At 43.3% G+C, this 23,270-nt stretch carries 19 protein-coding genes, 2 tRNA genes and 2 rRNA genes; 10 read left to right on the top strand and 13 right to left on the bottom strand.

Going from position 1 to position 23,270, the window contains the following annotated elements; translation table 11 throughout:
• Positions 1 to 31: 31 nt before the first annotated feature.
• The 7 genes from F895_RS13505 to F895_RS13475 form a co-directional block, all read right to left on the bottom strand.
• Positions 32 to 2,923 (bottom strand): 23S ribosomal RNA (locus F895_RS13505).
• 400 nt (positions 2,924 to 3,323) lie between these two features.
• Positions 3,324 to 3,399: transfer RNA gene (locus F895_RS13500), tRNA-Ala, on the bottom strand.
• A gap of 55 nt (positions 3,400 to 3,454) precedes the next feature.
• Positions 3,455 to 3,531, bottom strand: a tRNA-Ile gene (locus tag F895_RS13495).
• A gap of 59 nt (positions 3,532 to 3,590) precedes the next feature.
• A 16S ribosomal RNA gene (locus tag F895_RS13490) occupies positions 3,591 to 5,128 on the bottom strand.
• The 16S and 23S rRNA genes sit together here with 2 tRNA genes alongside, the layout of an rRNA operon.
• A gap of 410 nt (positions 5,129 to 5,538) precedes the next feature.
• A complete protein-coding gene (locus tag F895_RS13485) occupies positions 5,539 to 6,600 on the bottom strand; it encodes a DUF6670 family protein (protein ID WP_005239812.1) in 1,062 nt (353 codons plus the stop codon).
• Between the two features lie 16 nt (positions 6,601 to 6,616).
• A complete protein-coding gene (gene pssA / locus F895_RS13480) occupies positions 6,617 to 7,450 on the bottom strand; it encodes a CDP-diacylglycerol--serine O-phosphatidyltransferase (protein ID WP_005239814.1) in 834 nt (277 codons plus the stop codon).
• Between the two features lie 38 nt (positions 7,451 to 7,488).
• Positions 7,489 to 8,346: a 23S rRNA (adenine(2030)-N(6))-methyltransferase RlmJ gene (locus F895_RS13475; protein ID WP_005239816.1), complete on the bottom strand. Its 858-nt coding sequence runs from the start codon at positions 8,344 to 8,346 to the stop codon at positions 7,489 to 7,491.
• 117 nt (positions 8,347 to 8,463) lie between these two features.
• Between F895_RS13475 and F895_RS13470 the strand changes: the two genes are divergently transcribed.
• Positions 8,464 to 9,087 carry a 2OG-Fe(II) oxygenase gene (locus tag F895_RS13470; RefSeq protein ID WP_005239817.1) on the top strand — a complete coding sequence of 208 codons (624 nt, stop codon included), beginning with the start codon at positions 8,464 to 8,466 and terminating at the stop codon, positions 9,085 to 9,087.
• 79 nt (positions 9,088 to 9,166) lie between these two features.
• Positions 9,167 to 9,694, top strand: coding sequence for a hypothetical protein (locus F895_RS13465; protein WP_005239819.1), 528 nt, complete (start codon positions 9,167 to 9,169; stop codon positions 9,692 to 9,694).
• A 31-nt stretch (positions 9,695 to 9,725) separates the two neighbouring features.
• Here F895_RS13465 and F895_RS13460 read toward each other — a convergent pair whose 3' ends face one another.
• From F895_RS13460 to F895_RS13445, 4 genes are all read right to left on the bottom strand, one after another.
• The gene (locus F895_RS13460) at positions 9,726 to 9,968 is read right to left on the bottom strand and encodes a DUF2789 family protein (protein WP_005239821.1); all 243 of its coding nucleotides are present in this window, start codon (positions 9,966 to 9,968) and stop codon (positions 9,726 to 9,728) included.
• 157 nt (positions 9,969 to 10,125) lie between these two features.
• Complete coding sequence (locus tag F895_RS13455; protein ID WP_005226708.1) at positions 10,126 to 11,112, bottom strand: malate dehydrogenase; 987 nt, start codon at positions 11,110 to 11,112, stop codon at positions 10,126 to 10,128.
• Positions 11,113 to 11,279: 167 nt separating this feature from the next.
• Positions 11,280 to 11,948, bottom strand: coding sequence for a ribonuclease T2 family protein (locus F895_RS13450; protein WP_005239824.1), 669 nt, complete (start codon positions 11,946 to 11,948; stop codon positions 11,280 to 11,282).
• Positions 11,949 to 11,993: 45 nt separating this feature from the next.
• Positions 11,994 to 13,985, bottom strand: coding sequence for a lytic transglycosylase domain-containing protein (locus tag F895_RS13445; protein WP_005239825.1), 1,992 nt, complete (start codon positions 13,983 to 13,985; stop codon positions 11,994 to 11,996).
• A 216-nt stretch (positions 13,986 to 14,201) separates the two neighbouring features.
• Here F895_RS13445 and miaB point away from each other — a divergent pair, with 216 nt between their 5' ends.
• The 4 genes from miaB (at position 14,202) to F895_RS13425 (ending at position 17,860) form a co-directional block, all read left to right on the top strand.
• On the top strand, positions 14,202 to 15,653 hold the full coding sequence (gene miaB, locus F895_RS13440; protein WP_005239826.1) for a tRNA (N6-isopentenyl adenosine(37)-C2)-methylthiotransferase MiaB: 1,452 nt from the start codon (positions 14,202 to 14,204) through the stop codon (positions 15,651 to 15,653).
• Positions 15,654 to 15,692: 39 nt separating this feature from the next.
• Complete coding sequence (locus tag F895_RS13435) at positions 15,693 to 16,766, top strand: PhoH family protein (RefSeq protein WP_005239827.1); 1,074 nt, start codon at positions 15,693 to 15,695, stop codon at positions 16,764 to 16,766.
• A 297-nt stretch (positions 16,767 to 17,063) separates the two neighbouring features.
• Complete coding sequence (gene ybeY / locus F895_RS13430) at positions 17,064 to 17,549, top strand: rRNA maturation RNase YbeY (RefSeq protein ID WP_005239828.1); 486 nt, start codon at positions 17,064 to 17,066, stop codon at positions 17,547 to 17,549.
• An 11-nt stretch (positions 17,550 to 17,560) separates the two neighbouring features.
• Complete coding sequence (locus tag F895_RS13425) at positions 17,561 to 17,860, top strand: antibiotic biosynthesis monooxygenase family protein (protein WP_005239829.1); 300 nt, start codon at positions 17,561 to 17,563, stop codon at positions 17,858 to 17,860.
• Between the two features lie 118 nt (positions 17,861 to 17,978).
• Here F895_RS13425 and F895_RS13420 read toward each other — a convergent pair whose 3' ends face one another.
• The gene (locus F895_RS13420; protein ID WP_005239830.1) at positions 17,979 to 18,866 is read right to left on the bottom strand and encodes an energy transducer TonB; all 888 of its coding nucleotides are present in this window, start codon (positions 18,864 to 18,866) and stop codon (positions 17,979 to 17,981) included.
• Between the two features lie 243 nt (positions 18,867 to 19,109).
• Between F895_RS13420 and F895_RS13415 the strand changes: the two genes are divergently transcribed.
• The 3 genes from F895_RS13415 to F895_RS13405 all read left to right on the top strand — a co-directional run bounded on the left by F895_RS13415 (position 19,110) and on the right by F895_RS13405 (position 21,356).
• A complete protein-coding gene (locus F895_RS13415) occupies positions 19,110 to 19,790 on the top strand; it encodes a hypothetical protein (protein WP_005239832.1) in 681 nt (226 codons plus the stop codon).
• 197 nt (positions 19,791 to 19,987) lie between these two features.
• Complete coding sequence (locus F895_RS13410; RefSeq protein ID WP_005239834.1) at positions 19,988 to 20,692, top strand: DUF3108 domain-containing protein; 705 nt, start codon at positions 19,988 to 19,990, stop codon at positions 20,690 to 20,692.
• A gap of 88 nt (positions 20,693 to 20,780) precedes the next feature.
• Positions 20,781 to 21,356 (top strand): xanthine phosphoribosyltransferase, encoded by a 576-nt coding sequence (locus tag F895_RS13405; protein ID WP_005239835.1) that lies wholly within the window; start codon positions 20,781 to 20,783, stop codon positions 21,354 to 21,356.
• A gap of 49 nt (positions 21,357 to 21,405) precedes the next feature.
• Here F895_RS13405 and F895_RS13400 read toward each other — a convergent pair whose 3' ends face one another.
• Positions 21,406 to 22,230, bottom strand: coding sequence for a YwqG family protein (locus F895_RS13400; RefSeq protein ID WP_005239836.1), 825 nt, complete (start codon positions 22,228 to 22,230; stop codon positions 21,406 to 21,408).
• 171 nt (positions 22,231 to 22,401) lie between these two features.
• Here F895_RS13400 and thyA point away from each other — a divergent pair, with 171 nt between their 5' ends.
• Positions 22,402 to 23,244, top strand: coding sequence for a thymidylate synthase (gene thyA / locus F895_RS13395; protein WP_005239837.1), 843 nt, complete (start codon positions 22,402 to 22,404; stop codon positions 23,242 to 23,244).
• Positions 23,245 to 23,270 lie beyond the last annotated feature (26 nt).

Consider the following 23,270-nt stretch of genomic DNA (forward strand, 5'->3'; position numbering starts at 1 on the left):
ATCTTGAATACAACAACTGTTTGGGTGTTGTATAGTCAAGCCTCACGAGCAATTAGTATTGGTCAGCTTCACACGTCACCGTGCTTCCACACCCAACCTATCAACGTCCTAGTCTCGAACGGCTCTTTAGAGGAATAAATTCCTAGGGAAATCTTATCTTGAGGTAGGCTTCCCGCTTAGATGCTTTCAGCGGTTATCCCTTCCGAACATAGCTACCCGGCGATGCGACTGGCGTCACAACCGGTACACCAGAGGTTCGTCCACTCTGGTCCTCTCGTACTAGGAGCAGATCCTCTCAAATTTCCAGCGCCCACGGTAGATAGGGACCGAACTGTCTCACGACGTTCTAAACCCAGCTCGCGTACCTCTTTAAATGGCGAACAGCCATACCCTTGGGACCTGCTTCAGCCCCAGGATGAGATGAGCCGACATCGAGGTGCCAAACACCGCCGTCGATATGAACTCTTGGGCGGTATCAGCCTGTTATCCCCAGAGTACCTTTTATCCGTTGAGCGATGGCCCTTCCATACAGAACCACCGGATCACTAAGACCTACTTTCGTACCTGCTCGACTTGTGGGTCTCGCAGTTAAGCGCGCTTTTGCCTTTATACTCTACGCGTGATTTCCGACCACGCTGAGCGCACCTTCGTACTCCTCCGTTACTCTTTAGGAGGAGACCGCCCCAGTCAAACTACCCACCAGACATGGTCCTCGCCCCGGATTACGGGGCAGAGTTAGAACCTCAACATTACCAGGGTGGTATTTCAAGGACGGCTCCATTAGAACTAGCGTTCTAACTTCAAAGCCTCCCACCTATCCTACACAAGTAAGGTCAAAGTTCAATGTCAAGCTGCAGTAAAGGTTCACGGGGTCTTTCCGTCTAGCCGCGGGTACACTGCATCTTCACAGCGATTTCGATTTCACTGAGCCTCTGCTGGAGACAGCGCCGCCATCATTATGCCATTCGTGCAGGTCGGAACTTACCCGACAAGGAATTTCGCTACCTTAGGACCGTTATAGTTACGGCCGCCGTTTACTGGGGCTTCGATCAAGAGCTTCGCTTACGCTAACCCCATCAATTAACCTTCCAGCACCGGGCAGGCATCACACCCTATACGTCCACTTTCGTGTTTGCAGAGTGCTATGTTTTTAATAAACAGTTGCAGCGGCCTGGTTTCTGTGGCTGCCAATAGCTCAGGGAGCAAGTCCCATCACCGTCAGCAGCGTACCTTCTCCCGAAGTTACGGTACCATTTTGCCTAGTTCCTTCAGCAGAGTTCTCTCAAGCGCTTTGGTCTACTCGACCTGACCACCTGTGTCGGTTTCGGGTACGATTCCTGTGTAACTGAAGCTTAGAGACTTTTCCTGGAAGCATGGTATCAGCCACTTCACTGTACAAGTACAGCTTGCTATCAGTTCTCAGCATAGAGTACCCCGGATTTGCCTAAGATACATGCCTACAACCTTCCACCTGGACAACCAACGCCAGGCTGACTTAACCTTCTCCGTCCTCTCATCGCATTACACAGAAGTATTGGAATATTAACCAATTTCCCATCGACTACGCCTCTCGGCCTCGCCTTAGGGGTCGACTCACCCAGCCCCGATTAACGTTGGACTGGAACCCTTGGTCTTTCAGCGAACGGGTTTTTCACCCGTTTTGTCGTTACTCACGTCAGCATTCGCACTTCTGATACCTCCAGCATACTTCTCAATACACCTTCATCGGCTTACAGAACGCTCCCCTACCACTTGACTTAAAGTCAAATCCGCAGCTTCGGCACATAGTTTTAGCCCCGTTACATCTTCCGCGCAGGCCGACTCGACTAGTGAGCTATTACGCTTTCTTTAAAGGGTGGCTGCTTCTAAGCCAACCTCCTAGCTGTCTATGCCTTCCCACATCGTTTCCCACTTAACTATGATTTTGGGGCCTTAGCTGGCGGTCTGGATTGTTTTCCTCTTGACTACGGACGTTAGCACCCGCAGTCTGTCTCCCGGATAGTACTCATTGGTATTCGGAGTTTGCATCGGTTTGGTAAGTCGGGATGACCCCCTAGCCGAAACAGTGCTCTACCCCCAATGGTATTCGTCCGAGGCGCTACCTAAATAGCTTTCGGGGAGAACCAGCTATCACCAGGCTTGATTAGCCTTTCACCCCTATCCACAAGTCATCCCCTGGCTTTTCAACGACAGTGGGTTCGGTCCTCCAGTTAGTGTTACCCAACCTTCAACCTGCTCATGGATAGATCGCCTGGTTTCGGGTCTATACCCAGCAACTAAACGCCCTATTAAGACTCGATTTCTCTACGGCTCCCCTATGCGGTTAACCTTGCTACTGAATATAAGTCGCTGACCCATTATACAAAAGGTACGCAGTCACCGAACTAGTCGGCTCCCACTGCTTGTATGCATGCGGTTTCAGGATCTATTTCACTCCCCTCACAGGGGTTCTTTTCGCCTTTCCCTCACGGTACTGGTTCACTATCGGTCAGTCAGGAGTATTTAGCCTTGGAGGATGGTCCCCCCATATTCAGACAAGGTTTCACGTGCCTCGCCCTACTCGTCATCATTGTGTGTGCCCTTTCGTGTACGGGAATATCACCCTCTACGTTCGCACTTCCCAGAGCGTTCCACTAGAACACACACAACTTAATGGGCTGCTCCCCGTTCGCTCGCCGCTACTAAGGGAATCTCAATTGATTTCTTTTCCTAAGGGTACTGAGATGTTTCACTTCCCCTCGTTCGCTTCATAAGCCTATGTATTCAGCTTATGATACCCGCCTTATAGCGGGTGGGTTCCCCCATTCAGAAATCTCCGGATCAAAGGATATTTGCCGCCTCCCCGGAGCTTTTCGCAGGCTATCACGTCTTTCATCGCCTCTGACTGCCAAGGCATCCACCACATGCACTTAATTACTTGACTATACAACCCCAAACAGTCGCTAACACATACAAGTGAGTGTTATCGTTGCAAACTTAATTGCTACTGATTCGTTGTCTGTGCATTTAAGCACTGTACAGCTTCAATCTAAATTCATATACCAAAACGCTTGATTCAGTGTTTTTGCTAGTTCTCAGATTAACTCTTCATCTAACTGAAATACTTACGTATTACCGTTAGTGTCAAATTAATCGAGTTTGAACAATTTATTTCAGACTCAATTCTACTAATCTGTTAATGATTAACTACCACCTCGTCGGTGCGTAGTAAACTGTGATAAATCACAGAGATTAATAAACCAGTCAACTTGGACTGTATTCACTAAACTCTATAATCTTCTTAGCTTTGAATTAATTTCGTTCTTACAAACTCTTTTAATTCATGGTGGAGACTAGGAGAGTCGAACTCCTGACCTCCTGCGTGCAAAGCAGGCGCTCTACCAACTAAGCTAAGTCCCCAGCTTATCACTTAATGAACGACATATCTTTTAATCTAAGCTACAGCAATCAGATTTGGTGGGTCTGACAAGACTTGAACTTGTGACCCCACGCTTATCAAGCGTGTGCTCTAACCAACTGAGCTACAGACCCTCAGATACATCTTCGAAGAACAACTTGTTGTGGATTCTTACCAGTCACCAATCTTTCGTTAAGGAGGTGATCCAGCCGCAGGTTCCCCTACGGCTACCTTGTTACGACTTCACCCCAGTCATCGGCCACACCGTGGTAAGCGTCCTCCTTGCGGTTAGACTACCTACTTCTGGTGCAACAAACTCCCATGGTGTGACGGGCGGTGTGTACAAGGCCCGGGAACGTATTCACCGCGGCATTCTGATCCGCGATTACTAGCGATTCCGACTTCATGGAGTCGAGTTGCAGACTCCAATCCGGACTACGATCGGCTTTTTGAGATTAGCATCCTATCGCTAGGTAGCAACCCTTTGTACCGACCATTGTAGCACGTGTGTAGCCCTGGTCGTAAGGGCCATGATGACTTGACGTCGTCCCCGCCTTCCTCCAGTTTGTCACTGGCAGTATCCTTAAAGTTCCCGGCTTAACCCGCTGGCAAATAAGGAAAAGGGTTGCGCTCGTTGCGGGACTTAACCCAACATCTCACGACACGAGCTGACGACAGCCATGCAGCACCTGTATGTAAGTTCCCGAAGGCACCAATCCATCTCTGGAAAGTTCTTACTATGTCAAGACCAGGTAAGGTTCTTCGCGTTGCATCGAATTAAACCACATGCTCCACCGCTTGTGCGGGCCCCCGTCAATTCATTTGAGTTTTAGTCTTGCGACCGTACTCCCCAGGCGGTCTACTTATCGCGTTAGCTGCGCCACTAAAGCCTCAAAGGCCCCAACGGCTAGTAGACATCGTTTACGGCATGGACTACCAGGGTATCTAATCCTGTTTGCTCCCCATGCTTTCGTACCTCAGCGTCAGTATTAGGCCAGATGGCTGCCTTCGCCATCGGTATTCCTCCAGATCTCTACGCATTTCACCGCTACACCTGGAATTCTACCATCCTCTCCCATACTCCAGCTTCCCAGTATCGAATGCAATTCCCAAGTTAAGCTCGGGGATTTCACATCCGACTTAAAAAGCCGCCTACGCACGCTTTACGCCCAGTAAATCCGATTAACGCTCGCACCCTCTGTATTACCGCGGCTGCTGGCACAGAGTTAGCCGGTGCTTATTCTGCGAGTAACGTCCACTATCCTAGAGTATTAATCCAGGTAGCCTCCTCCTCGCTTAAAGTGCTTTACAACCAAAAGGCCTTCTTCACACACGCGGCATGGCTGGATCAGGCTTCCGCCCATTGTCCAATATTCCCCACTGCTGCCTCCCGTAGGAGTCTGGGCCGTGTCTCAGTCCCAGTGTGGCGGATCATCCTCTCAGACCCGCTACAGATCGTCGCCTTGGTAGGCCTTTACCCCACCAACTAGCTAATCCGACTTAGGCTCATCATTTAGCGCAAGGTCCGAAGATCCCCTGCTTTCTCCCGTAGGACGTATGCGGTATTAGCATTCCTTTCGGAATGTTGTCCCCCACTAAATGGCAGATTCCTAAGCATTACTCACCCGTCCGCCGCTAGGTTAGGTAGCAAGCTACCCTTCCCCGCTCGACTTGCATGTGTTAAGCCTGCCGCCAGCGTTCAATCTGAGCCATGATCAAACTCTTCAGTTTAAAATCATTAGTAGCTTATGGCTACAAATCTTGGCTCATCAATTTTCTGACTAAAAATTCGCTCAAATAAACTTCGAGAAATTTCTACTCTTCAATCAATGAAATATTTTCGATTGATCAACTAGTAAAAATCCACACAAGTTGTTCTTCTATTCTCTTAATGATCTTCTCGATGATTCGTCATCATCAAGCTAGGTCGGCTATATTACTCTCAATTTCTTAAAAGTCAACAGGTAATTTAGATATTTAGTAAACTTATCAATCAACTCAAGAATCCAACCTTTTCAGCCAAATCCTTGTTTCTCAACAAGTTTTTATCTGCATCACCGCCGATGGATGTGCATTCTACAGCATTTCAGAACCGTTGCAACCGCTTTATTCAAATTTATTTAAATTATTGCATCGACCGACTATTTTTTACACAAATAGGGCTGAAAATGTGCGATTTGGTCGATTATTTGCTCAGTTTTATTTTTTTCTTGCCAGTGTAACGGCCTGCAATCAATATATTCACAGTATCCAGTGCCCTCATAGTTTTCATTTCCCCATAAGAGTTGATAGTGAAAGCTGCCCACATAGCCTGCAGCCAAACCGAATTTATAATCGCCCCGACTTTGGGCTTTCAATTGAAAGACAACGTCATCCTTTTCCGAATATTGCCAGATAAATTCTCGCGGTAAATACATGTCACGTCCATTCGGTGTTTGCACCTTTGGATAAACACGGCTGACATCAAAAATCACTTGATGATCATAAAGTACCGAATGTTGTTCATTCGACTGAATTTCAATGCGAGAAAAAATGATGTTATTCCATTGATTTCTAAGTTCGGACAAGATGATCTGAAAGTCTGAATTTACCTGAATAATTTGATAGGTAAAAAAGTGAAAAGCAATAAAAGGTAAATAGATGGCTCGGGCATGTTTTAAAACTCCTTGCGCCTCAATTTGATATTTTTGTTTTTTATAAATGATTTCACCTTCACATTGGCAACGCACATACCAGTAATCCCCGACTCCCCATTGCAAAGCCGAATGGTTTTCAATGTCCTTGCCAATATTTACTTTGAGTTGGCAACTAAATTCTTCATCATTACGCTTAAAATAATAATTAGGGAAATCAACCTGAATATGATCGACATCCAAAAACTGATAACGATCTTGCTCTAATTGACACTGCTCTTTAGCGCTATAACTTTTAAGATGTCCAACAGTGGATAAACTACTGGCAACTAGAACCGTCGCAGTGTCGATTGCAGTCGTAGTAATGGCACTGGCGTTATAACAAATCGGAATACGGGGTTGCCCAATCAGGCTAATGAAATTTAAGTAATGAAAAGGTTCAGGCAAATTGGGCAAGATCAACGCTTGATAGACGATCTTAAATAAGCCTTTAGGCGGGTGAAACGTTAAAGCATCTGACTTATTGAGGTTCAGCTGCTTTAATTGATTGTTATTCATCAATATTGGCATACTGAACCTCCATATTTTAAGTTGTTATTTTGGCATCATTCTTTTTGGCAAATAGTGTCGTTACAAATCCTGAAAGGGCATAAAGGATACAGACAATCAATATCCCTACAGGAATGTTGTACGTGATTGCAGCAAAAATCAAGATCACAGGTAACATCACGACGAAAGGTACACGCTTACGATCCATTTGTTTAAATGAATAGTACTTGATGTTGGAAATCATCAATAAACCCACCGCAACCATGACCACTGAGTTAATCACCTGAATCACAATATCTTTTAAATCAAAGATGAATGGGTAATCACGCCCTACCCAGACCAATGAAATCACGGTCACCGCTGCAAGTGGACTGGCGATACCAATAAAGTACCGCTTATCGACCACACCAATCTGTACATTAAAACGCGCTAGGCGGAACGCTGCACAAGCCGTATAGATAAAGCAGCAGGCTAAACCGATACGTCCCAGATCATGCAAGCTCCAGCTATACATCAAGATCGCAGGAGCAACACCAAAGGCCAACAGGTCAGAAAGCGAATCATATTGCTCACCGAATGCACTTTGTGCACCAATGGCACGTGCTACACGACCATCTAAACCATCCAGCAATGCAGCCAAGAAAATGGCATAAATCGCTTGGTTAAAATTTCCATTCATGCTGGCAATAATGGAATAAAAACCAGAAAGCAGTGCAGCCGTTGTAATGAGATTCGGCCATAAATAAATACCACGGCGTTTCACTTTTTGTCCTTCGTGCGTATGCTCTTCTTCTTCTACTTCAAAAGTGATTCCATCAAAAGAATGATCATCTTTATTTAACTCAGAATCAGGTTTAAGAGAATTTGTCATTATTTTCAATTCCTCGAGAATATTTGGATGTTGATGGGTTATTCACCCACCAACCAACGCACAGCGGCATGTCCACCAGTTTCATTCATACGTAGATGTGGAAATAACCATTGTAATGCTTGATCCGCATCTTCCGAGAATTTCCAAGGCGGGTTAATTACCAATAAACCACAACCATTTAATCCAACTGGCGTGTCATCTGGCCATACACAAATTTCACAAATCAACTGACGGCGAATTCCAGTTTTAAGCATTTTCTTTTCAAAACGCTCAATCATCGCGCGATCTTTAATTGGATACCATACGGCAAATACACCCGTTGGCCATTTTTTATGTGCAGCCTGGAGTATTTCAACCAATTGTGGGAAATCTTTACGCTCGATTTCGTAAGGAGGGTCGATCATGACCAATCCGCGCTTTTCTTTAGGCGGAATAACGCCCATCAGACCTTCATAAAAATCACGTTCATGTAAGCCCGCACGTTTATCGCGAATATTAAAATACAGCTGTTGAAATACATCACGCTGCATTTCAAATATAGTCGCTTTATCCATCTCACGCATGCCTTCAAGAGCAAACCAAGGTGAACCTGGATAAGCACCTTTACCCGAACCTGCTCGCATATCTTCAACAATTTTAAGATATTGTTTTACACCTTCAGGCGCATTGCGTTTAATCGAATCGTCAAGCTTGACCAAACGATGGATACCCGTTAAAAATTCACCTGATTTTTGTGCTTCAGACGTAGATAAATCATATTTACCTGCACCACCATGGGTATCGATATATCGATAAGGTTTATCTTTAGCATTTAAACGAGCGAGTAGTTGAAGCAAAAGTACATGCTTCATAACATCGGCAAAGTTACCCGCATGGAAATGGTGACGGTAATTCATGTTAACAATTATTCCTCAATTCAGCGGGTAGTTTAACATGAAAGAAAAAAGTATTCTTTAGCGTTGATGTGATCGTCTAAAATTGTCCTGTAATCAAACCGATGCCACTGGAGTGCCATGCAAGCAACCTCTTTTCCCCAAGCATTCAATCTTCAGTCTTGGAATTTGGACCACGTCCTGAATGATTTAAATGAATTTGGTTTTGCCTTGATTGATCAAGTGTATTCAGATGAATACGTACATGCACTTGCACATGAATGTAGCGCTCATCTTGCCGAATTCAGAGCAGCAGGGATACAAAATGGCGTAGTCAGCCATATCCGCAGTGATCACATTTTATGGATTAATGAGCAACTCCCCATTGCACAGCAGCATTTACAAACTTTAGAACACTTATCGCAAGCCTTGAATCAGGCCTTCTATTTAGGTATTCAAGAAGTTGAGGCCCATTTTGCCTGTTATAACGCAGGTGAGTTTTATGCTTTGCATCGAGATAATCCACAGCAGAAAAATGACCGAATGATTTCCACCGTGTTCTATTTACATGAATGCTGGCAAGAGGAATGGGGTGGGCAATTACGCTTACAAGATAAGCAGGATCAATGGCATATTATCCAGCCACAACCCAATCGTCTGGCTATTTTTCAAAGTGATGTTTTACACGAAGTGTTGCTTTCCAAACAGCAACGCCTGTCAATCACCGCGTGGTTACGTAGTGGCAGTTCAATCTGGAATAACTAGGCTGTATTGATATTTCAGCCTTTAAATTGCTAAAAACAGCCTTATATACCTCGCATAACTGACGATTTTGGATCAATACATGTCGAATGAAACTAAACAAGTGATTGCTCGAATTGGTGAAACTGACCAACGCTTTTTAGAGGGCAATACACCTGAACTTGCTTTAGAACGTGCAGACCTGCGTTTACAATTGGTCATGCTCAGTCATGTTCGTCAGGAACAACTGCATTTCTTACAAGAAGCAATTGTGCTGCTTGAACAGGCGCGCATCGAATATGATGAAATGCCGTTAAGCTTATATTTAAATCTGTCGTTATATTTAGCCAAAGCCTATATGATTTATTTCGAGCTGACCAAGGAACAGCGTTTTGCGCTGATCACTCAGCAAATTTTAAAGCCTTTGGCGCACCATGAGCATTTGGATGTCTATTTCTTTTTGGCTTATGCCTCTGCAACCAAACAGGAACAAGCATTAACTCGCCACTGGTTAAAGAAATATACATCTTGCCTAGACCACGATCTGGAGTTACTACAGCTTCATCCTGCGTTTATTCAACTTCGTCAGGAAGACTGGTTTAAAACCCTCATTCAAAATAAAGCTCACTAATGTGAGCTTTATTTTTGCTTGGGCGAATCAATTATCGGGTACTGTCCACATGGAGTTGCTGATTCAGTTCATCAATCACAATCGCCCACTCATCATCTTTATCCCAATGACTCTTGAGAAAATCACGCTGCCCCACACTCCAAAATTCAGCTTCATGCAACTTTTGGTCGGCACTCAGTTGATGAGTTCTCACAAAGTTTTCGATTGCTGCCTCATCTGCTCCAAGCCCGAGTTGCTCAAATAAAAGCTCAAGTGTCGGTTGCTGTTCAAACATTGTTATTCTCCAAGTGATGTCCTTTATCAAAATAATCTAACAGTAAATCACCTAGGTATGCAGCGCTAGGTCCATATTTTCTTGTTGTTTTTTGTTTTAACCAGCATAAAAAAAGCACTCTCATCGAGAGTGCTTTTCAATTTATCCAAAAGATAAATTATTTAACCATGTCAGCAATTGCTGCACGTTCTTCTTCAAGCTCATTCAGCGTGAAGTTGATACGCTCACGGCTGAACTCATCAATTTCTAAGCCTTGAACGATTTTGTATTCACCGTTTTCAGTCGTCACTGGGAAACCGAACATTACGCCTTCTGGAATACCATAAGAACCATCAGATGGAATACCCATGGTTACCCATTTGCCGTTAGTGCCCAACGCCCAATCACGCATATGATCGATTGCAGCATTTGCAGCTGAAGCCGCTGAAGACAAACCACGCGCTTCGATGATCGCAGCACCACGTTTACCAACAGTTGGAAGGAACACATCTTTGTTCCATGCTGCATCGTTGATTTTGTCTTTTAAGCTTACGCCATTTGCAGTTGCAAAACGGTAGTCCGCATACATTGTTGGAGAGTGGTTACCCCAAACAGTCATGTTTTCGATGTCAGAAACTGCCACACCAGCTTTTTGAGCAAGTTGAGTCAAAGCACGGTTGTGGTCAAGACGTAACATTGCAGTAAAGTTTTTCGCTGGAAGATCTGGAGCAGATTTCATTGCGATGTATGCATTGGTGTTTGCCGGGTTACCAACAACCAATACTTTAACGTCACGACTTGCAACTTCATTGAGTGCTTGGCCTTGACCGATAAAGATTTCGCCATTCACTTTTAACAAGTCCGCACGTTCCATACCTGGACCACGTGGGCGAGAACCAACCAATAACGCGTAGTCAGCATCTTTGAATGCAACTTTAGGATCATCAGTCCCGATCATGCCTGCCAATAATGGGAAAGCACAGTCATCAAGTTCCATCATCACGCCTTTAAGCGCTTGTTGAGCTTTCTCAAAAGGAACTTCAAGCAATTGTAAAATTACTGGTTGATCTTTGCCTAACATTTCACCGCTTGCGATACGGAATAATAAGCTATAACCAATTTGACCAGCAGCGCCTGTAACGGCAACACGAACGGGTTGCTTCATGTGATATTCTCCAATGAGATGCGTTTGCACGATTGAACGCTATTATTATTCAATCGAATTATCATAAACGGCAAAGATTGTACTCTAAAGCGAATACAGATGCATGTAAAAGAGAATGAATTTCAACGAAAGTCTAATAGAAAATACAAATCAAACTAGGTAAATACCTAGTAACTGCCTTTAATTGTAAATTCACTTGGACAGCCTGTTACAATATGGCTTGCGCATTGTTTATATTGACCATTTTTCTGATAACACACCCGAATTTCGGTCAAGACCGAATCAAATCTCGATGACTGACAAGTAAAGCGAATTCCATTCGGTGGTAATGAAGGATTCAATTTGACAAATTGCTGTCTAAGATTTTCTTTCTGTACTTCAATCGTATTGGGGCTGGTCAAATCTGCCGGTATTTTCAAACGTTCTGCAAAATTAATAATGGTTCGAAAATATTGGCTGGCATTCATCGGCATACAACCACCCACATCTTGCCATAACTGTATGCGCGCATTTTCATCAGGCATGACACGTGCAACTACTTTTGCCTGCAACGGTGATAACTTGGCCGAGGTTTTCGTTGAGCAATCCCGGTTTAAAGGTACTTCAGGCAATAGGCTGGCAATGGTCAGTGAATAACCTTCCAGACATTTACGTTGCTTTTGTCTTGACGAGTCAAAAGAGCATGCTGCCGGTGTCATTTGTACATGCATGACATAACCAGCAACATCAGGATTACTCGCAGCGTGCGATGGCGCAGTAAAAGAGAAGATTGCAGCACAGCTTAATATCTGTGCCACGCTCATCAACTGCGTTTTGAGTAACTGGATTGATTTCATCAAATGCAAAAACTTCATTGTTTCACTTAAACATCTGGCTGTGTCTTAAGGCCCACTGCGTACCGGAATCGTGCTCATGCGTTTTTCCAACGATTGTGCACCTTGCCCTAATACCACACCATAATGGGTAGCATTGGTCATGACATGTTTTACATAGTCACGTGTTTCCAGTAATGGAATGGTTTCTGTGTATTGATCCGCTGCCATATTCTGGGCATCAGGTTGCCAGCGACGTGCACGATTTGGGCCCGCGTTATAACCTGCTGTTGCCAATACCGCATTACCGCTCAACTGACTTTGAATCATTGAAAGATAATAGGTGCCATAACGAATATTGGTATTCATCTCACTCAAGGCTGCCGGGTTATAAGTTTCACCCATTTGTCTTGCTATCAGTTTGGCAGTGTTCGGCATAATCTGCATTAAACCTCCTGCCCCAACATGAGAACGTGCAGAAGTGACAAAACGGCTTTCTTGGCGCATTAAACCATAGGCCCATGCTGGATCAATACCGGCATTGTAACTATGGCTAGTCACATTGCTACGATGCGGTGTGGCAAAACGATAGGTGTCATTATGCCGCGATGTGGTACGATCAGCGGCATAAATGGCACGATCATACCAACCCATATCATGCGCACGTTTTGCAGCGGCTAAAAGCAGACCATCGTCGTGTTGCAAATACGCTTGACGCACTGCCCAGTTCCATTCACGGTTGGTATAGTTCGCAGGTGCATTCACATCTCTAAGGGCAAATGCACGTCTAAAATGAATATTTTGATTTAAACGCTGTGTATCTTGCGTACTTGGTTGTTCGTTATATGGCTGATGATTATAGCGCTCACCTAAGCGGTCTTTTGCCAACAGGTTATGGTAATCATCGCCACCCTGTGCCAGTTTGCGATAGATCTGTTGCGCTGCCTGTTTTGACCCACCGTCAGAACGTTGCTCCGATGCACGTGCTAACCAATACTGCCAACGATCTTCCTGCTTTTGCGTGACTGACATGGCATCAATCGCACGAATCAAACTTTCCCAAGCGCCAAAGCGAATCGCCTGACGTGCATAAATTTCTGCTTCTTCTGGACTTAATGGATAACCATAACTTTGGTCGTAGGCATTTAGGACTTCACGATTAAAGCCATTTTTCATTACGGTAGTACCACCAACATAACCAATGGTACGATACAAATATTGCTGGACTGGCTGCGGCACACCTTGAGCAGCACGCTGTACATTGCCCAAAGCATTGGTTAAATCGCTATCTGCAACACGGCCTAAAGCAAAAATCAAATAGGCATAATCGGCATCATTTGATTTCGGTGCACTCCACAAATAACCCAATGGATTGGCTTGAATTTGATTGAACTGTGCCAAAGAAAGGTTCAAACCCATGGTTTGAGCAGTGGCAATCGCAGGGCCTGATTGCCCTGCTCGTAGTTGTCCCCAAAGTCTTTGTTGACGATCTTGAGTAGTCATTAAAGGACTAGACAACATCAAGCGACCTAAACCATTACACGCTTCAGGCTGAGAATTAGTGGTAAGCCAAACGTCTTTATATTCAGCAAAAACCAGACTATCGCCTGTTTTGGCACGGACTTGCGCAACAGCACAACTTTCTTCTTGGTCTGGATTGGTGACATAACTCAGTACAGGCTTGGCATCAGCAAAGCTACCAAGTTTGACTTTTTCTTCGACATAATCCGCAGAGAGTTTTTCTGCCATCGCCGATTGTGGATAGCGCTGCGCATAGCTAATAATTGAAGATGCAGGTTGAAAACCCAGATTGGTATTGAGTTTCCAATATTCAGGGTAGTAACCTAAAACATCATTTTGCATTTCAAATTGGTATTGATCGAGCAATGCCGTATTATTGGCATTAGCAGCACGCAATGCATCATTAAATTGTTCATCTAAAGCATAGACAGACGAGCAGGCGATCACTCCCCCCACTGCAATAAAACAACGGAAGCTCTTCTTGTTATTCAATTTATGAGTTAGGGTTGTTCTAAAATCACGCTGCTTTTTCATCTTCATCAATATCTATGCCTAATTTTGCCCAGCCATTATAGTGTAATAAGTCTCGCCTTCCACTATTGTTGTGTTATGTAAATTACTGATTCATATTCATTAAAATTCACACAATTTTATTCACAAACTGTCCATTTTTGTCAGTTTTTTATTCTCTCCGTTCCGTTTAAAATACTGCTATAATCCGCCGTTTATTTAAATCCACCCTGTTTAGGAGCCTGCATGACGGTTCAAACATTCATTCCCAGTGCTGTAAAAGCTGCTTCAGAAAACACTGTTACCCAGCCAATGCACACCGCTGATGTTTCAATCAAGAAATTGTTTATTGAAACTCAAGGGTGTCAGATGAATGAGTATGACAGTCATCGTATGGCAGATTTATTGGGTGATTCACATGGCTATGTGCTGACTGACAATCCAAATGAAGCAGACATTCTGCTGATGAATACCTGCTCAATTCGTGAAAAAGCACAAGAGAAAGTATTCAGTGGCCTAGGCCGCTGGCGCAAATTGAAAGAACAGAATCCCGACCTCGTGATCGGCGTGGGAGGATGTGTTGCTTCTCAAGAAGGTGACAACATTCAAAAACGTGCCCCTTATGTGGATATGGTATTTGGTCCACAAACCCTGCATCGTTTACCTCAAATGCTGGATCAACACCAGGCACAAGTGGAAAAACCAAAGAAAGAAAAAATCAAATTGGTTGATATTTCTTTCCCCGATATTGAAAAGTTCGACTTTTTGCCAGAACCACGTGTCGAAGGCTTCAAGGCATTCGTTTCCATCATGGAAGGTTGCTCGAAGTACTGTTCATTCTGCGTAGTTCCTTATACCCGTGGCGAAGAAGTGTCTCGTCCATTGGATGATGTGTTGGCAGAAATCGCTGGCTTGGCTGAAAAAGGCGTGCGTGAAATCAGCTTACTGGGTCAAAATGTAAATGGTTATCGTGGCGAAACCTTTGAGGGTGAAATTTGTACCTTCCCTGAATTATTGCGCCTCGTTGCAGAAATTCCAGGGATTGGTCGTCTACGCTATACCACTTCTCATCCACTTGAGTTCTCTGATGAGCTGATCCAATGCTATCGTGATTTACCACAGATGGTTTCTCATTTACATCTGCCGGTACAAAGTGGTTCAAATGACGTACTTCAAGCGATGAAACGTAACCACACCATTGATGTCTATATCGATAAAATTGCCAAGTTACGTAAAGTCCGTCCGGATATGCATTTATCCAGCGATTTCATTATCGGTTTCCCAGGTGAAACAGATGCACATTTTGCTGAAACCTTACAGTTCATTAAAGATTTAGATTTCGACCACTCTTATAGTTTTGTCTATTCTAAGCGGCCAGGTACGCCAGCTTCTGACTTACCAGACAGCACGCCTGAGCAAGTGAAAAAAGATCGTTTGGCTCAAGTACAGGAAGTGATTAAACGCTCTAGTATCGATAAAACAGATGCCATGCTCGGTAAAATTGAGCGTGTGCTGATTGAAAAGGTTTCTGATAAAGATCCAAATGTTTTAATTGGTACAGCAGACAATACACGTTTAGTGACATTTATCGGTGATGCCGCGTGGATTGGGCGTTTCGCAGAGATTGAGATCACGGAAATTAAAACTTTAAATTTAGTTTACGGAGAACTCTTGAATCTTGAACCTGACGTGGCGTAATGTAAGGGTATTCCTACAGAGCAACAAAAAGGGTTTATCTTGACTGCAGCGATTCGACGTACAGTAACGTTCCCTGAGATTCAATTGGAACGTTTGAAAAGCATGCTCGGTGCGTATAACGGGCATTTAAAACAAATCGAACAACGTTTAGATGTCAAAATTACTCACCGTGGCGATGCCTTTTATCTCGATGGTGATATAGAAGCGGTCGAAAGAGCCGAAGCACTATTGCAACGGCTCTATCAAGAATCAGAAATTTCCTCACAAATTAGTGCCGATGTGATTCATTTGATGATCCAAGGTTCACAGACAGATCGTGAACTGATGGATGATTCAGATCAGGAGCATACTGGTGTCGATAGCGTTTGGTTACAGACCCGCAAAGGGCGAATTAATCCACGCGGTGCCAATCAAAAACGCTATGTACAACGTATTTTACAAAGCGATATTTCCTTCGGTATTGGCCCAGCCGGGACAGGTAAAACTTATCTGGCGGTTGCTGCTGCGGTTGATATGCTGGAACGCAATGAAATTCAGCGGATCTTACTGGTTCGTCCAGCTGTTGAGGCGGGTGAAAAGCTCGGTTTCTTACCTGGTGATCTTACCCAGAAAATTGACCCCTACTTACGCCCGCTTTACGATGCGCTGTATGAAATGCTGGGCTTTGAAAAAGTCGCCAAACTGATTGAACGTCAAGTGATTGAGGTTGCTCCACTCGCCTACATGCGCGGACGTACCCTGAACCACTCATTTGTCATTTTAGATGAAGCACAAAACACCACTCCTGAACAGATGAAAATGTTCCTGACCCGTTTAGGTTTTGGTTCACGTGCCGTGATTACGGGTGACGTGACGCAGGTTGACTTACCGCGTGGGCAACAATCAGGTTTAGCACAAGCATTACGTGTCCTTGAAAATGTCCATGAGATTCATATCACCCGTTTCCATTCACGTGATGTAGTTCGACATCAATTGGTACAAAAAATTGTTGAAGCTTACGAAGGTTGGGACAGTGAACAGCAACGCCTGTCTGCTGAAGCCCGTGCCGAACGCAAAGCCAAACAAGAAGCGCTGATCGCAGAAAATGATGAGAAAGCGGATGCTCAGTATTAAACAATATTGACCTAATTCGATACTCGGAACCGTCATTCGCAACCTGAGCGAAGATAAACTAAGCGATGCTTTGTCTGAGCGCAAGATGAACAGCTATGCTGTGAAGGAAGGATGCGGATCTGACCTTATAATCATGTAAAATCAGGTTTTACCTACTTTTGCCAAAACAAAAGTAGGTCACGCCGAAGGCTTATCCCAAACATGGATAAGCATGTGGCAGGATTCCACCGTGATCTTTATCTACATTTTTAGATTCAATCTAAGAATGTAGATGTCATTTATATCTAAGGATCTACTTTGAAAATCAATTTAAGTCTTCAACAAGACTTTCAAGCTGCTGAATTGCCACTCAAACGTGGTCAAATCAAAAAAAATATTGAAACTGCACTGCGTCACGTCGGTTTTGATGTCAATTGTGAAATTGGAATTGCCTGTGTTGATCTAGCTGAAAGCCATGAGCTCAATCTGCAATATCGCGAAAAAGATAAACCGACCAATGTACTGTCTTTCCCTAGTGATATTCCGGAGGAAATGCTCAGCTTACTCGATGCAGAGCCTTTAGGTGACTTGGTCATTTGTATTCCTGTGGTTTTACAAGAAGCTGCAGAACAACAAAAAATACCAAGTGATCATTTCACTCATCTACTGGTTCATGGCATTTTACATTTACTCGGTTATGATCATGAAACCAGTGAAGCTGAAGCAGAAGAAATGGAAGCTTTAGAAATTGAAATTCTAAAAAAACTCGGCATTGCCAATCCTTACCAAGCCGATGAAAACTAATTTAGGCTTCTATGTATATCGTTATTTTTAAAGCCACCATCAAACAGCTTGATGCAACTTACTCAGACATGGCTCAGAAGTTGAGAAATAAGGCTCTGAGTGAGTACCACTGTATCAAGTTTGAAGCCTGTAATGAAAATGGCTTTGAAATTGCGTTGTCTTACTGGAACAGTCTTGAAGATATCAAGCAGTGGCAACGCGATGCAGAACATCTGGTTGCTCAGCGCTTAGGTAAAGAAAAATGGTATCAGGATTTTAGTGTCGAAATCTGCACAGTTGAACGTGCTTATTCAAGTCAAAATGGCTTGTGAATAAACGCAAACTTATCCACACATTAAATAAAAAACGGCTAAATCTAGCCGTTTTTTTATTTCTCAAAGTCGAAGAAAGACCAAATGCTCTATGCTACATCACCCTTCAAGAATGCTATTAATGCACTTCAAACTCAGCATCCACAGGATCAAAACGCCAGGTCCGAATAATCCTCAACTCAGAAATATCTTTTTTCATGGCCGCATCAAATGGACCAAAGGGTGCACCACGACGCACAGAAGCCTTTGCCGCCTCATCTAAAATTGCATGACCCGAGCTTTCAATTAAACGAATGGCCCGAATACCCCCTTCAGCATTGAGAATCACCATCAAACGAACCTCACCTGCCAAGTGCTGCTGTTTCGCCTCATCTGGATAGTAACGGTTGCCATAAAGTTCGACTTTTTGACGGAATTTATCCAGATAAGCGGCGGATGCATCTTGCTTGGCTTGAATGCCATCGACGGTTTTAATGCGCTGTTTACGGCTAAAATTCTGTTGGCGTTGTAAATATTGAGCTTCCAAGCTCGCGACCATGGCCGCTTTAGCTTGAAACTGACTTTGTAAATCATCCAAGGTCTTTTTACGTTCACTCTGTTCTGCTTGTTTTTGCCAGCTTAAAACCGTCATCAACACTTTTTCTTCAAATTTTAATTCTCGTTTTTGCTGAATTTTTTCCAGACTTTCTAACTCTTTCTCACCCGCAGTCGCATCGGCTTGCATCGGCGTAGGCATATCACTCGACATCCGATGCGCTTCGCGAAAGTCACCAGAACCGTGTTGATCGGCTTGTGCTAAAAAATCAGCCTCTTTGACTTTTTCTTGGCTCGGACGAACGGTTACTGCAATTTCTTTGGTTGATGTATCAGATGGCGATGGCATGGTAAATTGGATGGCAAGCACAGCAGCATGCATTAGCATCGCTAACAGCACCGCCCCAATAAAAATGGGATCTTGCCACCAAGAAGGAGACAATTCTGAACGAAAATTTATTTTATTCCACATGGTATTTAAGCGACAAAGAATGTCCCATCCCCAACGGTAGCACCGTACAAAACCCAACTAATATTCAATTTTTTACAAAAATGTGATCCACTTATGGTTACAGTGTTTCCATACCATCATTTTATGAAAATGTAGCAATTAATTTTGCTACACTGCAAGTCAGAAATTTATTTTTTATTTTTTAGTGAATACAACGATTGCGGCATTACATGGCTCATCAATTCACTTTCTGGAACAACTTTTATGCAAACGCTAATTTCATCCGTTGCTAAACGTCTACGTAAAGTTTACCAAAAAGCAGAAGAATTCATCGAAGAAGAAAGAGAATTTTCACTTTCCCAAGTTTTTGTAAATGCGACCATGGAGCGTTATGTCACCGAAAATGTTGGCATTATGCAAGACCTGCATGCCGATCTATATGATGGCTGGTTACGTTTATATACCACTTTAGATGTGAAAGGTTTGCATACCACGCTTTCGGTCGATTTGAAGTTGATTCAAATGGAAATGAATCAAAATGTCCAGCTAATGGTATTCGAGCAAATCAGTAACACGCAAGTGATTGAAGCCAAATTCAAAAATATCTTGCAGAAGTGGGGCTTTTATGTCGCGATCTGGTACTACCAAAAATTTCGTGAAGAAGATCCACTCGGTAAAATATTAGAACACTTTGAAGTGGTCAAAGTGAAAGATGACTTGCTTTATCTTGACCTAAACCGCTGGCTGGGTAAAAAAGCCAGCATTATTGAAACGCTGAGCAAAGTCCATGTCAATCGTGCCAGAGTTCGTCCTGCCGAGCTGATTGTTTGGGGCAACGTCAATCTCGCTGCAATTTTATCGCCCTCCAATGAAGATGACCTTGATGAGGATGACTTATCAGACAGTGAAGTCACACCTATCCAGCAAAAAGACGGCAAAAAGTAAATTCGATGCGTTGTGGCATATCTTCAAGGTGCACAATATGCCACTGAAAAATACACATCTTCATGATTTATACGAAAAATTAACACGCGCTTAGTAAAAAACCTGATCTTTTCTACATAATCTACAGGCATAATATCTCTAAATCGTAATGATAAATGAGTGGTTCACTTATCACATCACTCAAAGGATAAAGTGTTATGACAAAGAAATTAATGAAAGTACTGGGTATTACTTCCGCAACCCTTCTCAGTGCAGGCTTATCTAGTCATGCACTGGCAATGGCACCCTTCCAAGCCAGCTATCAATTCAGCTACAACAATAAAAACCTAGGTTCAGCAACACGCACCCTGTCACAGCAAGGCAATAACTGGACCTATCAATTCAGTGCCAAAGCAGGAGGTATCGCCTCTGCTTCTGAAACCAGCCAATTTAGTTTTGCTGACAATAAAATCAACTCCCAAAAATTTAACCGTAGCAGCAAAATCCTGATTCATAGCAATAGCATGAGTATTAATTTCAACCCAAGCACCAAGGTTGTGAATACCAAAAAAGATGATACGGCGCGCTCATTTGCATGGCAGGCTGGAGCGCTGGATGAGCTGAATGCAGAGTTGCAAATCCGTGAGGACTTGAAAAACAATTCGCTGAAAACCAAATATCTGATTGCCGATGCCAAAGCTATTGATGAACGTCGCTTTGTGAAACAAGGTACTGAAAACATCAAGACCCCTTATGGTACATTTAGCACCATCAAAGTGGTGATGCAGCATGATAAACCTGAGCGCAATACGGTGTTCTGGTTAGCACCAAAACTTGACTATTTACCCGTCAAAATGGCGCATAACGATGGAAAATCATCATATGGTCTGCTTTTAACAGGCTATTCAGGTAAAACAAACTAAGCATCTGGTCAATTTTGGCTTGCATTTTTTTTGATGCTTTTTAAAATATGCCTTTGCTTGAACAAGCATCCGTTTAGAGGATTCTCCCGTGTACGCTTTAGAACAGAAAATCTTAAATGAAGGTATCGTTCTATCTGATCAGGTTTTGAAAGTTGATGCTTTCTTAAACCACCAAATCGATCCTGTGTTAATGCAGCTGATTGGTAAAGAGTTTGCCGCTCGCTTTAAAGATGCAGGTATTACTAAAATCATTACTATTGAAGCTTCAGGTATTGCACCTGCAATCATGGCAGGTTTAGAACTTGGCGTTCCTGTCATTTTCGCGCGTAAGTACCAGTCATTAACACTGAAAGACGACCTTTACCGTTCTAAAGTGTTCTCGTTTACCAAACAAACTGAAAGTACCATTGCCATTTCAAACAAGCACATCAGCTCAAGTGATAAAGCACTGGTGATTGATGACTTCTTGGCCAATGGTCAAGCAGCACTTGGTTTAATCGACTTGATTCACCAAGCCAAAGCAGAAGTGGTGGGTGTCGGTATCGTGATTGAAAAATCATTCCAGCCAGGCCGTGACGTACTGCTGGAAAAAGGCTATCGCGTTGAATCCTTAGCACGCGTTAAATCACTGGAAGGCGGCAAAGTTACTTTTGTTACTGAATAAGATTTAAGACCAATCAAAAAAGCGGATGATTACTCATCCGCTTTTTTATTTAACAACAATCCCAGTTATACAGCACTTTGGAAAAATCTCGTTTCTTTAGGTCTTCAGGATGAATAAAGAAATTCCCCACGCCTGAATCTCCCCACATAATCTCGTTTTCCGCATCATCAGTATCCAGCTGGAACAGCAGCACATAATCTTGAACTTTTTCATTATATTGACGTGGATCAGTTTGGGTAAAATAAGGATAACCGCCTAAACGATGCCCACTTGCGGAAGCGACTTCATCATAAGGTTCGATAAAATCATCTTCGAAATCACCACCTTCAAATTGATCTTCAAAATCATAAAGGTCTTCAACCCCTAAAATTTTCGGCGCAAAAGCAAAATCACCCAAACTGATCGACTGAGTGCTTAAAACAAACTCAATCGAGTATTGTCCCGTAAAGGGCAAATACTCATCTTCGCCCAACTGAACTTCAGCGAAGTCTTGTTTTAATTGTGACGCATCCTCAAGCACTTGATCAAAGTACAACACTTTAAAACCCGATTGCTGCTGTTGGTCATCAAAGTTCATTCCATACAGATCATCAGCAGCGATATAGAACTGTAAAATCCCCTGATCTGGGAAATTGGGCAAACTTGGAATTTCGGCAAAATTAAACTGCGCCAATAAAGCCAATGGCTTGCCATTCGAATCGACTGGATAAGTCGCATCCAAAGGCAAATAAGGCACTCCTCCCACCTTGCTTTGCCATACACTCAAATTATCGTTAGCGGTGAGTTGCATGGTGACGGTAGGTTGAATTGTGGCCGAAATTTTTTCTAGATATGGCTGCAAACTATTCGGCAAAGCCTCTGCTTTAAAATTCATTCTGTTGGTGATCACTCTACTTATTTATAGAATCTACTATAAAACAACTAAATAAAATCAGATAGCAGCCAACCTGCTTCCCACGACAAAAGCTGACGCGTAATTGCAGCATTATTTCTGCCATAAATTCTGATAAGATGAGCCCAGGCAAAATCTGCGGTAGGAATGACAATGCGTACATATTTAGACCTTTTACAACATATCTTGGACAATGGCGGCGATAAAGGTGACCGCACAGGCACAGGTACACGTTCAGTATTTGGTCATCAGATGCGTTTTGATCTTTCTAAAGGCTTTCCACTGCTCACCACCAAGAAAGTCCACTTCCGTTCGATTGTGATTGAGTTGCTTTGGTTCCTCAAAGGAGATACCAACGTTCAATATCTCAAAGACAATAAAGTAAGCATTTGGGATGAATGGGCAACTGCTGAGCAAACCGCACGTTTTGGTCGTCCTGAGGGTGAGCTTGGGCCAGTGTATGGTCATCAATGGCGTAACTTTGGCGCAACTCAAAATGAAGATGGTAGCTATCAACAGAATGGTTTTGATCAGATTCAATGGTTGATCAATGAAATCAAGACCAATCCAAATTCTCGTCGTTTGATCGTGTCTGGCTGGAACCCCAATGAAGCAGGCAAAGTGGCCTTACCACCTTGTCATACCTTGTTCCAGTTTTTTGTGCAAGACAACAAACTGTCATGCCAGCTCTATCAACGCAGTGCCGATGTATTCTTAGGTGTACCGTTTAATATTGCCAGCTATGCCCTGCTGACTCATATGATTGCACAAGTCTGTGGCTTAGGTGTGGGGGACTTTGTCTGGACAGGCGGAGATACTCATCTCTATGCCAACCACTTTGAGCAGGCACAATTACAGCTTAGCCGCGAGCCACTACCGTTGTGTCAATTAAAACTCAATCCTGAAATTACCGATATTTTTGACTTTAAATTTGAAGATATTGAAATTGTAGGTTATGAGTCACACCCTGCAATCAAAGCACCTGTCGCAGTTTAAATTGCTTAGTTAGAGAGAATATAAAA

The sequence above is a fragment of the Acinetobacter sp. CIP 64.2 genome, from assembly GCF_000369645.1.
GTDB lineage: Bacteria > Pseudomonadota > Gammaproteobacteria > Pseudomonadales > Moraxellaceae > Acinetobacter.

Coding starts and splice junctions, on each gene's coding strand:
- F895_RS13485 (WP_005239812.1), bottom strand. CDS start 6,600: ATGCCAATATTGATGAATAACAATCAATTAAAGCAGCTGAACCTCAAT.
- pssA (WP_005239814.1), bottom strand. CDS start 7,450: ATGACAAATTCTCTTAAACCTGATTCTGAGTTAAATAAAGATGATCAT.
- F895_RS13475 (WP_005239816.1), bottom strand. CDS start 8,346: ATGAATTACCGTCACCATTTCCATGCGGGTAACTTTGCCGATGTTATG.
- F895_RS13470 (WP_005239817.1), top strand. CDS start 8,464: ATGCAAGCAACCTCTTTTCCCCAAGCATTCAATCTTCAGTCTTGGAAT.
- F895_RS13465 (WP_005239819.1), top strand. CDS start 9,167: ATGTCGAATGAAACTAAACAAGTGATTGCTCGAATTGGTGAAACTGAC.
- F895_RS13460 (WP_005239821.1), bottom strand. CDS start 9,968: ATGTTTGAACAGCAACCGACACTTGAGCTTTTATTTGAGCAACTCGGG.
- F895_RS13455 (WP_005226708.1), bottom strand. CDS start 11,112: ATGAAGCAACCCGTTCGTGTTGCCGTTACAGGCGCTGCTGGTCAAATT.
- F895_RS13450 (WP_005239824.1), bottom strand. CDS start 11,948: ATGAAATCAATCCAGTTACTCAAAACGCAGTTGATGAGCGTGGCACAG.
- F895_RS13445 (WP_005239825.1), bottom strand. CDS start 13,985: ATGAAGATGAAAAAGCAGCGTGATTTTAGAACAACCCTAACTCATAAA.
- miaB (WP_005239826.1), top strand. CDS start 14,202: ATGACGGTTCAAACATTCATTCCCAGTGCTGTAAAAGCTGCTTCAGAA.
- F895_RS13425 (WP_005239829.1), top strand. CDS start 17,561: ATGTATATCGTTATTTTTAAAGCCACCATCAAACAGCTTGATGCAACT.
- F895_RS13420 (WP_005239830.1), bottom strand. CDS start 18,866: ATGTGGAATAAAATAAATTTTCGTTCAGAATTGTCTCCTTCTTGGTGG.
- F895_RS13415 (WP_005239832.1), top strand. CDS start 19,110: ATGCAAACGCTAATTTCATCCGTTGCTAAACGTCTACGTAAAGTTTAC.
- F895_RS13410 (WP_005239834.1), top strand. CDS start 19,988: ATGACAAAGAAATTAATGAAAGTACTGGGTATTACTTCCGCAACCCTT.
- F895_RS13400 (WP_005239836.1), bottom strand. CDS start 22,230: ATGAATTTTAAAGCAGAGGCTTTGCCGAATAGTTTGCAGCCATATCTA.
- thyA (WP_005239837.1), top strand. CDS start 22,402: ATGCGTACATATTTAGACCTTTTACAACATATCTTGGACAATGGCGGC.